The organism is Burkholderia sp. IDO3, from assembly GCF_003366075.1.
GTDB classification, from domain to species: Bacteria; Pseudomonadota; Gammaproteobacteria; order Burkholderiales; family Burkholderiaceae; genus Burkholderia; species Burkholderia anthina.
The window spans coordinates 3,453,839-3,466,734 of the sequence record NZ_CP028963.1 but is presented as its reverse complement, the minus strand read 5'-3'; the positions used below and the strand labels follow the sequence as shown (position 1 = coordinate 3,466,734).

Sequence of the window (12,896 nt, the reverse complement as noted above, 5' to 3'; positions counted from 1 at the left end):
CTTAATTCAAGTCTGGGGACAGCATGACTGCCAACGTCAGCGGAATCGGATCGGTGTTGCAACAGATGCAGGCGATGGCCGCGCAGGCGTCCGGCGGGGTCGCGAGCCCGACGGCCGCGCTCGCCGGCTCCGGCGCCGCGACCGCCGGCACGTTCGCGAGCGCGATGAAGGCGTCGCTCGACAAGATCAGCGGCGACCAGCAGCACGCGCTGGGCGAGGCGCAGGCGTTCGAAGTCGGCGCGCCGAACGTGTCGCTGAACGACGTGATGGTCGACATGCAGAAGGCCAACATCGGCTTCCAGTTCGGGCTCCAGGTCCGCAACAAGCTCGTGAGCGCCTACAACGACATCATGCAGATGTCGGTGTGACGCGCGCCGGCCGGCCGCGTCGACGGGCCGGCGGCCCGCGCGCCTAAAGCTTTTCAATTTCCTTCCGATAACTGCGGAAGATGGCCGCGTCGTGCAATGCAGGGCGGCGGCCTCCGCATAGCCAACGCATCAAAAGGAGAAGCGCATGTTTTCCCCAGGACACGCTGGAGCCAGTGCGTACGCGCGTGTCGGCGTCGAGACGGGGGTGATGGGCGCGTCCCCGCACCGGCTGATCGCGATGCTGTACCAGGGCGCGCGGCAGGCCATCGCGCTCGCGCGCCTGCACTTGCAGCAAGGCAACGTGCCGGCCCGCGGCGAAGCGATCGGCAAGGCGATCGGGATCGTCGAGAGCGGCCTGCAGGCTTCGCTGAACCGCGACGCGGGCGGCGAGATCGCCACGCGCCTCGACGCGCTGTACGCGTATATCGGCCGGCGCCTGCTGCAGGCCAATGCGGACGCGAGCGATGCGATGCTGGTCGAGGCCGACGGGCTGCTCGCGACGCTCGAGGAAGCATGGACGGGCATCGCGCCGGAAGTCGCGCGCATGGCCGCACAACAGGCAGCGGGCGCGGCGCGATGAATCGCAAGGCCGAGTATTTCGCGCGTTACGAGGCGCTCGCGGCCGTGTCGGGCCGGATGCTGTGCGCCGCGCGCGGCGCGGACTGGAGCGCGCTGCCGGAATTGCAGGCCGAATTCCTGCAACTCGTCGACGGGCTGAAGGAGGCCGATCCGGGCGTCACGCTCGACGAATCGGACCTCGGCCGCAAGCTCGGCCTGATTCGCCGCATCCTCGCCGACGACGCCGCGATTCGCGATCTCGCGAGCCCGGAAGTCGCGCGGCTGTCCGCGCTGTTCGAGGCGCGGCGCTCGACCAAGGTATTGACCGATCTCTACCGCGCACGCGGGTAGCGTTCGTTGGCCGCGGCCGCGGTTCCCGCGCGCCCGAATTCGCAACGAGGTGGCTGAGGTGAGCAGGCTCCGATCATGACCGGTATCGACTCCGTTGCGGCCGCCCTGCTGGCGAGCCGCCTCGACAGCCTGCTGACCGGCACCGTGTCGGCGCCCGCCGGCGGCGGCGCGACCGCGCAGGTCGGCACGCCGGGCACCGGCGCTTCGTCGATGCCGGCGGCGAACGGCTCGCCTGCCGCGCCGCCGGCCTCCGCTCAAACCGCGCTGTCCGATGTCGCGCTCGTGCTCGATGCGATTTCGCGCGCGGGCGGCGCCGCGACCCCCGTGGTCGCCGGGCGAGCGCCGCTGCTGGCTGATCCCGCCGTGCTGCTGACCGATCCGGCACCGCCGCCGGCGTCCGGTCCGGCCGCGTCGGCCGCCGCTTCTGGCGCGAATGCCGCGAATGCCGCCGCGCCGCCCGTCGCGGTGCTGCATGCCGCACTCGCGCAGGCCGTGAGCGAAAGCGGCCTCTTCTACGAATCCCATCTCGCGCAATGGCTGGCCGGCCAGCGCCCGCTCGCCGCGCTGCTGCGCGAACCGCAGGCGCGGCTTGCCGCGCTCGGGCAGGCTGCCGCGGACGGTGCGTCCGACGCGCTCGACGAACTGCTCGCGCCGCGCTCGCCGCTGCCGGCCGCGGCACGAACCGCCGCGCAGCCGGGCGGCACGATGCCGAGCGAACTCGCGCAGAACGCTGCCGCGGGCGCGCGGCAATACACATCGTCGGGCGCGGCCGGCATGGCCGCCGATCCGCTCGGCGAACACGCCGACGTGCGCTGGACGCCCGCGCGTGCCGAACTGGCCGCTGCTTCGTCCGACCCGCAGGCGCCGGCCGCGGCTTCCGTGCACCCGGACGCCGTGCCGATCGTCAGGCAGCAGCTCGATGCGCTCGCGACCGACCAGTTCCGCTGGAGCGGCGAGGCATGGCCCGGCGCGCGCCTCGACTGGACGATCGAGCCCGACGAACACGGCGGCCGCGCATCGCGCAGCGACGACGCGGGCGACGGCATCGCATGGCGCACGCGGCTGACGCTGACGTTGCCGTCGCTCGGCACCGTCGATGCGGAACTGGTGTTGAACGGCGCGCAACTCGTCGCGCGGCTGCGCGCGAATTCGACCGGCGCCGACCGCCTCACACGCAACGAGGCTGCGCTGCGGCAACGGTTCGAGGGATCGGGGCTGCAGCTCGGCGGGCTGTCGATCCGCGCGGTCGACGACGAACCCGACGATTTCGACCCGCTGGCCGCACGGGCGGCGTCCGCCGCGTATGCGCGCAGCGCGGCCGCCGGCTCGCCCGATCTCGACGACGGCTTGCCGCGATGAGCATGACGTCCCGCAAGCGCGCAGCCGCGCTGGTCTACGATCCGAAAGGCGGCGATGCGGCCCCGCGCGTGGTCGCGAAGGGCTATGGGCTGCTCGCGGAGATGATCGTCGCCCGCGCGCACGATGCAGGGCTGTACGTGCATACGGCGCCGGAGATGGTGTCGTTGCTGATGCAGGTCGATCTCGACGACCGGATTCCGCCGCAGCTTTATCAGGCCGTCGCGGATCTGCTCGCGTGGCTGTATTCGCTCGATCGCACCGAGGCCGAGCAGGGTGACGCCGCGCCACGCTTTCCGCTGCCGCCGCTACGCCGCTGAGCGCCCGGCGCGGCCCGATTTCTTGCGAAATGCTGTCTTTGTCTTTCGCGATGATTTCGTTGACATCTCGCTTTTATTTTTCTCGATTGATGCGCAAATGTCGCGCTTCATCGGCTATTGCCGGATTTTTTCGCCCGCCTGGGTCGCCCTGGCGGATTGAGTGCCGCCGCAGTTTATGTAATGATACCCATTCTCATTTTCATACTGCCCGGGCGACGCGCGATTTCCGTGCGCCGCCCGTTGCTTTGGACGAATGGAAGCTTTTGCGTGAACGCGCCCGAAACGATCGCCCCGCCGCAGGCGGGCATTACCGTGCTGCATCCGGCCGCACGCCCGCTGACCGACGACGAACTGGCTGCCCGCCGCCGGCGTTCGCGCCGCGCGACCTTCATCAAATGGCTGCGCAAGGTGCACGGCTGGGTCGGGCTATGGGGCGCGGTGCTCGGGCTGCTGTTCGGCGTGACGGGCGTGCTGCTCAATCACCGCGCGCCGCCGCTGAAGATTTCGACCGGCGAGCCGCAGGTCGAGCAGATGCAGATCGCGTTGCCGGACCCGGTGCCGAAGTCGCCCGCCGCGATGACGAAGTGGCTGCAGCACGAGCTGCACTTCGACGGCCGCCCGGGGCGCATGCGCAAGGAGCCGGCGCAACCGGTCGCGTGGGGCGACAAGCGCGTGATGCAGCCGGAGCACTGGCAGATGGGCCTGTTCGGGCCGCACCAGAACCTGCAGGCCGAATACTGGGTCGGTAACGGCTACGTGTCGGTGAAGCGCACCGGCAACACGTTCCTGACGACGCTGAACAACCTGCATCGCGGCGTCGGGATGAACCTCGGCTGGGTGCTGCTGATGGACACGATCGCGGGGTCGCTGATCCTGTTGTCGCTGACGGGCGTGCTGCTGTGGACGGAGCTGAACAAGCGTCGCACGGTGGGCGTCGTGCTGGTGGCCGGCTCGGTCGCGGCGGCGCTCGCCGCGGGCCTCGCCTGATTCGCTCGCGGCATGAGTCGCGCCGGCTTGCCGCCGGCGCGTAGCGCGCGTCCGGCGGTGCGGCGGCAAGCCGGCGCCGGCCGGGCTCAGAGGCCGCAGGTCGCGCCGTTGCTGGCCGCGATCTCGCGCGCGGCTTTCGCGCCCTCGACCTGCAGGATCGTCGGCAGCGACACGTTGTTCTTCGCGGCCGTCACCTCGGCGAGGATCGAGATCGCGATTTCCGGCGGCGTGCGGCTGCCGATGTAGATGCCGGCCGGCCCGTGCAGCCGCGCGAGTTCCACGTCGTTCAGGTCGAATTCGAGCAGCCGCTCGCGCCGCGCCGCGTTGTTGCGCCGCGAGCCGAGCGCGCCGACGTAGAACGCGGGCGTCTTCAGCGCCTCCATCAGCGCGAGATCGTCGAGTTTCGGGTCGTGCGTGAGCGCGATCACGGCCGAACGCGCATCCAGCTTCATGTCGAGCACCGTATCGTCGGGCATCGTATGCACGACGCGCGTGCCGGGCACGTCCCACGCATCCGTGTATTCCTCGCGCGGGTCGCACACCGTCACCTGGTAGTCGAGCCCGACCGCGATCTGGCACAGATAGCGCGACAACTGCCCCGCGCCGATCACGAGCATCCGGTAGCGCGGCCCGTGGATCGTCACGAGCCGCTCGCCGTCGAACGCGAGGCCGTCGGCCGCCTGCGCGGGTGACAGCGATGCGCGGCCGGTCGCGAGCGTCATCGTGCGCGTGACGAGGCGGCCGGCTTCGACTTCCGCGCAGAGCGCGGCGATCCCGCTGTCGCGCGTGAGCGGCTCGAGCACGAGCTGGATCGTGCCGCCGCACGGCAGCCCGAAACGGTGCGCCTCTTCGGCCGTCACGCCGTACTTGACGGCTTCCGGGCGCGCGTCGGCCGCGATGCCGCTCGCATGCACGCGGGCGATCAGGTCATCCTCGATGCACCCGCCGGACACGGAACCGACCACGAGCCCGTCCTCGCGCACCGCGAGCATCGCGCCCTCGGGGCGCGGCGACGAACCCCACGTCTTCACGACCGTCACGAGCAGCACGCGGCGTCCTTCGTCGAGCCAGCGCGCGCTCGACTTCAACACGTCGAGATCCACACTTTCCATCGTCGTTACCTCATTGATTGGCCGCATTATGAACCGCCTGCCGCGGCCCTGCTTGCGGTGCGCCGGCGCGCGGATGCCGGCCGCCGGGGAGCGGGCGGCGGCGGTTCGGACGGCCGGTCCGGCCTGCGCGGGCGGGCAGCGCGCCGCGCCGGAAAAGCAAACGGCGCGCCCGCGAGGCGGGTGCGCCGTGTCGGGCGGGGCGACGCAGCGCGCGCCGCCGCCGGGCGTCAGTCCGCGTGGCCGCGGGCGAGCTTCGAGTTGTGTCGCGAATACAGGAAGTAGATCACGAGGCCGATCACGAGCCAGATGCCGAACGCGGCCCACGTGACGGGCTGCAGGTTCAGCATCAGGAACAGGCACGCGCCGACCGCGAGGATCGGCACCACCGGCACGCCCGGGCAGCGGAACGCGCGCGGCAGGTCCGGATGCGTGCGGCGCAGCACGAGCACCGCGATCGACACCATCGAGAACGCGGCGAGCGTGCCGATGTTGATCAGCTCGGCGAGCACGTTGAGCGGCACGAGCGCGGCGATCAGGCCGAAGAACAGGCCCACGAGCCAGGTCGTCAGGAACGGCGTCGCGTAGCGCGGATGCACGCGCGACAGCGTCGCCGGCAGCAGCCCGTCGCGCGACATCGCAAAGATGATCCGCGTCTGGCCGTAGCTCATCACGAGGATCACGGTCAGCATGCCGAGCACCGCGCCGAGATCGATGAAGCCCGCGACCCATTTCTCGCCGGCGATCTGCAGCGCATACGAGATCGGGTGAGACACGTTCGCGTACTGGGCCGACGGCACGATGCCGGTCGCGATCGCGGCAACCGTCACGTACAGCACCGCGCACACCGCGAGCGACGCGATGATGCCGATCGGCAGGTCGCGCTTCGGATTCTTCACCTCTTCGGCCGCCGACGACACCGCATCGAAGCCGATGAACGCGAAGAACATCACGGCCGCCGCGCCGAACACGCCGTTCCAGCCGTGCGGCATGAACGGCTTCCAGTTCGCGGGCGTCACGTGGAACACGCCGACCGCGATCACGAGCAGCACCACCGACACCTTGATGAACACCATGATGTTGTTGATGCGGGTCGACTCGCGGATGCCGATCGACAGCAGCGTCGTAATCACCAGCATCACGAGGAACGCGGGCAGGTTGAACCACGTGACGACGCCGGGCATCGCGCCGGGGGCGGCGGTCAGCACGGTCGGCAGCGTGAGCCCGAAGCCCTGCAGCAGCGACTGCAGGTAGCCCGACCAGCCGACCGACACGGCCGATGCCGCGAGGCCGTACTCGAGCATCAGGTCCCAGCCGATGATCCACGCGACGAGTTCGCCGAGCGTGGCGTACGAATACGTGTAGATCGAGCCCGCGACGGGGATCGTCGACGCGAACTCGGCGTACGACAGCGCCGCGAGCCCGCACGCGATCGCGGCGATCACGAACGACAGCATCAGCGCGGGACCGGCCTGCACGGCGCCGGTGCCGGTCAGCACGAAGATGCCGGTGCCGATGATCGCGCCGATGCCGAGGAAGGTCAGGTCGATCGCGCCGAGCGCTTTCTTGAGCCCGGCGCCGTGCGCGCCGGCGATCATGCGATCGACGTTTTTCTTGCGGAAGAGGGACATTGCGATGGATCGATCGCCAGCGCGCGCGAACGCGGGGCGCTGACTGAGTGAAAACCCGTAATTTTAGCCGATTTGGCGCGAAAGACCCGCTGCGACGCAGCGGCACGGCACGGAATCGTCAGATAAAACAAGCGGTTGCGCGCAACGCGCGGCGGCCAAGCGGGCGATGAGGGCGAGACAGGCGATGCGAAGGCGTGCGGTTCGGCGCGTCAGGCGCCCGACGCGGGCGCCATGTCGACGAGCTGGTTGCTCATCACGTAGAACGTGAGTTCCGCGTTGTTCGACAGCCGCATCTTCTCGAGTAGCCGCGACCGGTACACGCTGACCGTCTTCACCGACAGCGACAGCGTGTTCGCGATGTCGGTGAGCCGCTTGCCCGACGCGAGCATGCAGAGCGTCTGGTATTCGCGGTCGGACAGCTTCTCGTGCGGCAGCGGCTCGTTCTCGAACGACACGTATTCGGCGAGCGCCTCGGCCATCGCCGGGCTCACGTACTTGCGGCCCGCGGCGACCTGCTGGATCGCGCCGATCATCTGCGCGGCGTTCACCGTCTTCGACAGGTAGCCGGCCGCGCCGGCCTTCAGCGCGCGCACCGCGTACTGATCCTCGCGGTACATCGAGAACATCAGCACCGGCGTGCCCGGCAGCTTGCGCTTGATGCGCTTGAGCACCTCGATGCCGTTCGTGTCGGGCAGCGAGATGTCGAGCAGGACCACGTCGAACGTCTGCCGGTCGACGGCGGCCACCGCGTCGCTGCCGTTGTCGGCCTCGACCACGTCGCGCGCGACGCCGCGATCGATCAACAGGTGGCGGATGCCTTGCCGGACGATCGCATGATCGTCCACGAGCAGAATGTTCAGGCTCATGACGACCTCACGAACGCGACGCGTGGCGCGCCGCGGCGGGCACCGCGAACAGCGAGTCCCACGCAAGGCGCGCGGCGACGCGCGTGCCGCGGCCGGATGCCGGCGCGCCCGCTTCGAAGCTGCCGCCGAACGCTTCGCAGCGTGCGCGCATGCCGGCAAGGCCGTAGCCGGTGCGGCGGCTGCGCGCGAAACCGGTCCCATCGTCGGTCACGATCAGCGTCAGATGCGTACCGTTCGTCTCGATCCGCACATCGACGGACGTGGCGCGCGCGTGCTTCGCGACGTTCGACAGCGCTTCCTGCGCGACGCGGAAGATCGCGAGCGCGCTGGCGCCGGCGAGTTGCGTGAGCCGCGCATCGGCCGCGCACACGAAGCTCGTGCGCAGGCCGGTGCGTGCCGCGTGGCCGTCGACCCAGGCCGACAGCGCGCCGACGAGCCCGCCGTCGAGCGCGGGCGTGTCGCGTTCGTCGATCAGCCGGCGATTCGCATCGGTCGCGGAGTCGAGCGCGCGTTGCGCAAGCTCGAGCGCGCGCAGGCAGCCTTCCGGCGCATCGGCCGGCAGCCACGTGTGGATGTTGGCGAGCGCGAAACGCGCAGCGGTGAGTTCGGCGCCGAGGCCGTCGTGCAGTTCGCCGGCCAGATGGCGGCGGGCCGCTTCGTCGGCGCCGATCAGTTGCGCGGACAGCGCAGCGATGCGCGCGTCGCACGCATCGTGTTCGGGCAGGGCGTCGGCCATGGGCACAGTCGCGGCGCAACCGTGCGCGAACTGTCGCGACGGGAACGGGGCGTGGGCGCCCGGGGGCGCGTTGAGCGACGTATCCATGACTCTCCCTGCTGTCAGAAAGCGGTTCAGGCACCGGCCGGCTGCGCGGGTCGGCTGCCGTTTCGACGACGGCGCCGCCGGAGAATCGCCTCGTGCCAGGGTAACAAAAGTTACATCTCGTAACGTTTATTCTGACCCTTGGATGACCATTCCGGCAACCACCGCGCGGGCCGAATAATATCTCAAAAATGCGGAAAAGGTCATGTCAGGCGGACATTTAAGGGTAAATGTGAATAATCGGAATGAAGATCCTGTAGGAAAAACACCGACACGAAAGCGCTCATCAGCACGTATCCAAATGTAACCATTTGAGCTGGCATGGTCCCAGTTTGTTACGAATTCGCCAAGCAGGGACGAAAAAAAACCGGAGCTTTCGCTCCGGTTCTTGATGCGGCACAAATAGGGCCTGTTCCCGCTATTAACGGGAACAGGCCCTTAGGGATCGATCAGTCCACGAATGCGCGTTCGATCACGTAGTGACCCGGCGCGCTGTTCTTGCCTTCGACCAGGCCGGCCTGCTTCAGCAGATCGGTCGTGTCCTTCAGCATCGCGGTGCTGCCGCACAGCATCACGCGGTCGTTTTCCGGCGAGAACGGCGGCACGTCGAGATCCGTGAACAGCTTGCCCGTCGCGATCAGATCGGTGATCCGGCCCTCGTTATCGAACGCTTCGCGCGTGACGGTCGGGTAGTAGACGAGCTTTTCCTTGATGATGTCGCCGAGGTACTCGTGGCCCGGCAGGTCGTGCTTGATGTAGTCCATGTACGCCAGCTCGCCCTTCAGGCGGCAGGTGTGCGTGAGGATCACCTTGTCGAAGCGGTCGTAGATGTCCGGATCGCGGATGATCGACATGAACGGCGCGAGGCCCGTGCCGGTCGACAGCATCCACAGCGTCTTGCCGGGCAGCAGGTTGTCGGCGACGAGCGTGCCGGTCGGCTTCTTGCCGATCAGCACCGGGTCGCCCACCTTCAGGTGCTGCAGGCGCGACGTCAGCGGGCCGTTCTGGACCTTGATGCTGAAGAATTCGAGATGCTCTTCGTAGTTCGGGCTGACGATCGAGTAGGCGCGCGCGAGCGGCTTGCCGTCGACCTCGAGGCCGACCATCGTGAATTCGCCGTTGTTGAAGCGCAGGCTCGGCTCGCGGGTGCAGGTGAAGCTGAAAAGCGTGTCGGTCCAGTGATGGACGGATTGGACGGTGGCGGTGTCGTATTTGCTCATGGCTTTGAAAACGGACGCGCGTAGCGAACGCGTGTAACGGGCCCAAAAACGGGCAAAAAAACCGAGTGCGTCGGCCCGATCGCGGATCGGCCGGCCGGCGCGTCGGACACGCGCCTTCTCGATGACAGACGTTTGAGGAACCCCTTATTTTACCCTGCTTGGGGCAGATGCGGGCTTGACCCCCGTGGCTGCGCGGATTTGGCGCAACGCATTATTTCAATATGCTTTCATCGATCGGCTGCGAGCTTCGCGCCGAGGCCGACGAGCGCGGCGCCGCACAGCGCGTCGAGCGGGCGTCGCACGCGCCGGTAGCCGCGCTGCGCGCGCGGGCTCGCGAACAGGAACGCGACGCACGAATACCAGCCGGCCGACAGCACGCCGATCGTCACCAGCACCGCGCCGTTGAACCACAGCGGCACGTGCGCGGGCAGCATCGCCGCGAACACGCTGGTCCAGAACGCGCACGATTTCGGGTTGGTCAGGCAGGTGAACAGACCGTTGCGATACGCGCGCAGGTAGTCGCGCGCATGCGGCGCGGCCAGCGGCGCGCCGTCGTCCGGCGTGTCGGCCGGCGCCGGATCGCGACGCACGCCCGAGCGCAGCAGCTTGAAGCCGAAATACACGAGATACACGGCGCCGCCGATCCGGATCGTCTCGTACAGCCATTCGACCTGGTGCAGCACGGCCGCGAGGCCGAGCATCGCGAGCGTTGCCCACGCAACCGATGCGGTGCCGACGCCGAGCGCCGAGGCGGCGCCCAGGCTGCGCCGCCCGGCGAGCGACAGCTGCGAGATCATGAAGAAGTTCGGGCCGGGCGTGATCGCCGCGACGAGGTAGACGACGGCGATTTGCAGCAGGATCGGCAGGTAGGTCATGGCGGCGCGACGGCGAGGCGGGAAGACGGCAAACCGCTACTGTAGCGCGCGTCGCGCGGCCGCGCTTTGCGTTACTGCGGATCGAGGCGCAGGCGCGCGATATACGGCAGGTGATCCGACAGCCACGCGGTTTCGCCGGACGGCGCCTGCCATTCGAGCGGCGTCAGCCCGCGCACGAACATCTTGTCGAGCGCGAGCGCCGGCGAGAACGCGGGGAAGGTGCGGCCCGACTGGCCGAGCAGCGTCGCGACTTCGGACATCCCGATCTCGCCGAACAGCGCGACCGAATCGTTGCGCCAGTCGTTGAAGTCGCCGGCGAGCACGAGCGGGCCGTCGCCCGCGTTGCGCACGATCCAGTGTGCGATCCAGTGCATCTGGCGCAGTCGCGCCGCGCGCGTGAGCGCGAGGTGCGCGCACAGCAGCGTGACGGGCCGCGAGCCGGCGAGCGTCGCGCGCGCGACCAGCAGTCCGCGCCGCTCGAAGCGGTGCGCGGAGATGTCCCAGCGGCCGCCGAGGTCGAGCGGGTGCGGCGACAGGATCGCATTGCCGTGCCGCCACGACGGCTTGAACACGTTCGGACCGAGTGCGATCTTCCAGTCGAGCGCATGCGCGATCTCGGTGGCCTGGCAGTGCCAGACGTCGTCGACCGCGTCGTCCATCGGCGCGCCGAAGCCGGGCGCGAGCACCGGGCGCGGCATGCGGCGCGCCATCGCTTCCTGCAGAAAATACACGTCGGCGTGCGTCGACTGCATCCAGCTGCGCATCGCGTTCCACGCGGTGAAGCCGAGCGGCGAGCGGCCCTTGTGCAGGTTCCAGCTCACCGCGGTGATTTCGTCGGGCGCGCTGTGCGGTTCGGCGAACGGCAGGGACAAGGCGTCGGCGGGCATGGCGTTCAGTCCTTCGCGACGTGCGCGCGCACACGGTAGACGAGGTGCGGATGCTGCTCGACGAGTGTCCAGTCGGTCCACGCATCGCTGCCGACCGCGAGGCCCGGATGGCTCGCGACGATCTGCCGCGGCGACACGGGCAGGCACGGATCGCTGCGCGTCGCGGTTTCGTCGTCGAGCGTTTCCTGCACGTCGAGCGCGAGCGACACGGTATGCGCGGCGTCGTCGACCGACAGCGGCGCGACGGTCACCGAGCGCGAGCGCTCGGTCGGCACGACGCGCGCGGCGTTGCCGCAGCCGACGGGCACGGCGGACGGATAGCGATGGGTGTCGGTGCGGGTCTGACCCACGGTGGTGCGCTGCTGGAACGTGTCGATCGTCTGACCGTCGCGCACCACCTGGATCTCCCACGCGACGGCGGCCGGTGCGGGGCTCTGCGCATGGGCCGCGAGCGCGACGCTCGCGAGCAGGACGGCCAGGCCGTGCTTCAGCATGAAACTTCTCCGGAAACGCGGGGTAGCGGGGAACGGACGCACATCTTACGCCCGATCGATTTCGACGGTGGTGTGACCGGGCGCGTCGCGACAGGTTCGCCGCACGATCCGGTCCTGATCGAAAGGTCGGTGCGCGTCACGTGTTTTCAAGCCAGAAAGCGGGCGAACTCCGCAACGGGCGCGCGTTCGGTGACGAGGCGGTTCTCGATCGCGTCGGGATCCGCATGGCCGAGCGACATCCCGCAGACGAGCTGTTCGTTGGCCGGCATGCCGAGATGTTCGGCGACGATCCGGTGAAACGGCACGAACGCGGCCTGCGGGCAGGTGTCGAGGCCGCGGGCGCGCGCGGCCGTCATCACGCCCTGCAGGAACATGCCGCAGTCGAGCCACGCGCCGTGCGTCATCACGCGATCGAGCGTGAAGAACAGCGCGACGGGCGCATCGAAGAAGCGGAAGTTGCGCGCGTGCTGCGCGTGCATGCGCGCCTTTTCGTCGCGGCCGATGTTCAACAGCCCGTACAGGTCCCAGCCGACCTTGCGGCGCCGGTCGATATACGGCGACACCCATTCACGCGGGTAGTAGTCGTATTCGGCGACGTATTTCTCGTCGCGGGCCGGATCCTCGTAGGCCGCCGTGAGCGCTGCCGCGAGTGCGTCGCGGGTCGCGCCGGTCGCGACATAGACGCGCCACGGCTGGATGTTGGTGCCCGACGGCGCGCGGCTCGCGGCTTCGAGGATCGCCTCGAGCGTGTCGCGCGGCACGGGTGTCGGCAGGAACGCGCGAATCGCGCGGCGCGACTTGAGCGCGGCGTCGACGGCGTCGACCGTATGAGCGGCGTCGGTGTCGACGCGCGGGGGAGCGGCGGGAACGGACATCGGCAACCCTTCGGAACGAGGCGCGCGGCGGCGCGCGGGCGCCGTCGGCGAAGCCGGCGCGAAGGCCGGTGAACTTTCGATGATACGCCGCCCCGCACGACGCTGCAGTGCGCGCGCGGTGTTAGCAGCAGACCCGGTCGGCTGCTTGCTTGCACGCGGATGCGGGATCGCTACACTGA

General features: G+C 69.0%; 16 protein-coding genes. 7 read left to right on the top strand and 9 right to left on the bottom strand.

Annotated features, from left to right (window positions below; genetic code table 11):
* Window positions 1-23: 23 nt before the first annotated feature.
* The 7 genes from fliE (at window position 24) to DCN14_RS30980 (ending at window position 3,940) form a co-directional block, all read left to right on the top strand.
* Window positions 24-368, top strand: a complete 345-nt coding sequence (fliE, locus tag DCN14_RS31005) for a flagellar hook-basal body complex protein FliE (protein ID WP_096508364.1) — start codon at window positions 24-26, stop codon at window positions 366-368.
* Between the two features lie 145 nt (window positions 369-513).
* Complete coding sequence (gene fliS / locus DCN14_RS31000) at window positions 514-948, top strand: flagellar export chaperone FliS (protein WP_096508363.1); 435 nt, start codon at window positions 514-516, stop codon at window positions 946-948.
* Entirely contained in the window at window positions 945-1,277 is a 333-nt protein-coding gene (locus tag DCN14_RS30995) for a flagellar protein FliT (protein ID WP_096508362.1), read from the top strand. The genes fliS and DCN14_RS30995 overlap by 4 nt, the downstream gene beginning before the upstream one ends.
* Window positions 1,278-1,352: 75 nt before the next feature.
* Window positions 1,353-2,636 carry a flagellar hook-length control protein FliK gene (locus tag DCN14_RS30990; protein WP_096508361.1) on the top strand — a complete coding sequence of 428 codons (1,284 nt, stop codon included), beginning with the start codon at window positions 1,353-1,355 and terminating at the stop codon, window positions 2,634-2,636.
* Window positions 2,633-2,953: an EscU/YscU/HrcU family type III secretion system export apparatus switch protein gene (locus DCN14_RS30985; protein ID WP_096508360.1), complete on the top strand. Its 321-nt coding sequence runs from the start codon at window positions 2,633-2,635 to the stop codon at window positions 2,951-2,953. The genes DCN14_RS30990 and DCN14_RS30985 overlap by 4 nt, the downstream gene beginning before the upstream one ends.
* Entirely contained in the window at window positions 2,910-3,113 is a 204-nt protein-coding gene (locus DCN14_RS38145) for a hypothetical protein (protein ID WP_143331733.1), read from the top strand. Before DCN14_RS30985 ends, DCN14_RS38145 begins: the two co-directional genes overlap by 44 nt.
* A gap of 107 nt (window positions 3,114-3,220) precedes the next feature.
* The gene (locus DCN14_RS30980) at window positions 3,221-3,940 is read left to right on the top strand and encodes a PepSY-associated TM helix domain-containing protein (RefSeq protein ID WP_096508359.1); all 720 of its coding nucleotides are present in this window, start codon (window positions 3,221-3,223) and stop codon (window positions 3,938-3,940) included.
* 86 nt (window positions 3,941-4,026) lie between these two features.
* Here DCN14_RS30980 and DCN14_RS30975 read toward each other — a convergent pair whose 3' ends face one another.
* The 9 genes from DCN14_RS30975 to DCN14_RS30930 all read right to left on the bottom strand — a co-directional run bounded on the left by DCN14_RS30975 (window position 4,027) and on the right by DCN14_RS30930 (window position 12,717).
* A complete protein-coding gene (locus DCN14_RS30975) occupies window positions 4,027-5,052 on the bottom strand; it encodes an XdhC family protein (protein WP_096508358.1) in 1,026 nt (341 codons plus the stop codon).
* A gap of 227 nt (window positions 5,053-5,279) precedes the next feature.
* The gene (locus tag DCN14_RS30965; RefSeq protein WP_096508471.1) at window positions 5,280-6,680 is read right to left on the bottom strand and encodes an amino acid permease; all 1,401 of its coding nucleotides are present in this window, start codon (window positions 6,678-6,680) and stop codon (window positions 5,280-5,282) included.
* Window positions 6,681-6,889: 209 nt separating this feature from the next.
* Window positions 6,890-7,546 carry a response regulator transcription factor RqpR gene (gene rqpR / locus DCN14_RS30960; RefSeq protein ID WP_096508472.1) on the bottom strand — a complete coding sequence of 219 codons (657 nt, stop codon included), beginning with the start codon at window positions 7,544-7,546 and terminating at the stop codon, window positions 6,890-6,892.
* Between the two features lie 7 nt (window positions 7,547-7,553).
* A complete protein-coding gene (gene rqpS, locus DCN14_RS30955) occupies window positions 7,554-8,369 on the bottom strand; it encodes a quorum system sensor histidine kinase RqpS (protein WP_096508473.1) in 816 nt (271 codons plus the stop codon).
* Window positions 8,370-8,815: 446 nt separating this feature from the next.
* A complete protein-coding gene (locus tag DCN14_RS30950) occupies window positions 8,816-9,586 on the bottom strand; it encodes a ferredoxin--NADP reductase (RefSeq protein WP_096508474.1) in 771 nt (256 codons plus the stop codon).
* A 227-nt stretch (window positions 9,587-9,813) separates the two neighbouring features.
* Window positions 9,814-10,461 (bottom strand): LysE family transporter, encoded by a 648-nt coding sequence (locus DCN14_RS30945; protein ID WP_096508475.1) that lies wholly within the window; start codon window positions 10,459-10,461, stop codon window positions 9,814-9,816.
* Between the two features lie 71 nt (window positions 10,462-10,532).
* Window positions 10,533-11,348, bottom strand: a complete 816-nt coding sequence (locus DCN14_RS30940) for an endonuclease/exonuclease/phosphatase family protein (RefSeq protein ID WP_096508476.1) — start codon at window positions 11,346-11,348, stop codon at window positions 10,533-10,535.
* Between the two features lie 5 nt (window positions 11,349-11,353).
* Window positions 11,354-11,842 carry a hypothetical protein gene (locus DCN14_RS30935; protein ID WP_096508477.1) on the bottom strand — a complete coding sequence of 163 codons (489 nt, stop codon included), beginning with the start codon at window positions 11,840-11,842 and terminating at the stop codon, window positions 11,354-11,356.
* 146 nt (window positions 11,843-11,988) lie between these two features.
* The gene (locus DCN14_RS30930) at window positions 11,989-12,717 is read right to left on the bottom strand and encodes a nitroreductase (RefSeq protein WP_096508478.1); all 729 of its coding nucleotides are present in this window, start codon (window positions 12,715-12,717) and stop codon (window positions 11,989-11,991) included.
* Between the last annotated feature and the right edge of the window lie 179 nt (window positions 12,718-12,896).

Bases quoted from the DNA above. Each gene is read 5' to 3' on its own strand.
- fliE (WP_096508364.1), top strand. From the start codon at position 24: ATGACTGCCAACGTCAGCGGAATCGGATCGGTGTTGCAACAGATGCAG.
- fliS (WP_096508363.1), top strand. From the start codon at position 514: ATGTTTTCCCCAGGACACGCTGGAGCCAGTGCGTACGCGCGTGTCGGC.
- DCN14_RS30995 (WP_096508362.1), top strand. From the start codon at position 945: ATGAATCGCAAGGCCGAGTATTTCGCGCGTTACGAGGCGCTCGCGGCC.
- DCN14_RS30990 (WP_096508361.1), top strand. From the start codon at position 1,353: ATGACCGGTATCGACTCCGTTGCGGCCGCCCTGCTGGCGAGCCGCCTC.
- DCN14_RS30985 (WP_096508360.1), top strand. From the start codon at position 2,633: ATGAGCATGACGTCCCGCAAGCGCGCAGCCGCGCTGGTCTACGATCCG.
- DCN14_RS30975 (WP_096508358.1), bottom strand. From the start codon at position 5,052: ATGGAAAGTGTGGATCTCGACGTGTTGAAGTCGAGCGCGCGCTGGCTC.
- DCN14_RS30965 (WP_096508471.1), bottom strand. From the start codon at position 6,680: ATGTCCCTCTTCCGCAAGAAAAACGTCGATCGCATGATCGCCGGCGCG.
- rqpR (WP_096508472.1), bottom strand. From the start codon at position 7,546: ATGAGCCTGAACATTCTGCTCGTGGACGATCATGCGATCGTCCGGCAA.
- rqpS (WP_096508473.1), bottom strand. From the start codon at position 8,369: ATGGATACGTCGCTCAACGCGCCCCCGGGCGCCCACGCCCCGTTCCCG.
- DCN14_RS30950 (WP_096508474.1), bottom strand. From the start codon at position 9,586: ATGAGCAAATACGACACCGCCACCGTCCAATCCGTCCATCACTGGACC.
- DCN14_RS30945 (WP_096508475.1), bottom strand. From the start codon at position 10,461: ATGACCTACCTGCCGATCCTGCTGCAAATCGCCGTCGTCTACCTCGTC.
- DCN14_RS30940 (WP_096508476.1), bottom strand. From the start codon at position 11,348: ATGCCCGCCGACGCCTTGTCCCTGCCGTTCGCCGAACCGCACAGCGCG.
- DCN14_RS30935 (WP_096508477.1), bottom strand. From the start codon at position 11,842: ATGCTGAAGCACGGCCTGGCCGTCCTGCTCGCGAGCGTCGCGCTCGCG.
- DCN14_RS30930 (WP_096508478.1), bottom strand. From the start codon at position 12,717: ATGTCCGTTCCCGCCGCTCCCCCGCGCGTCGACACCGACGCCGCTCAT.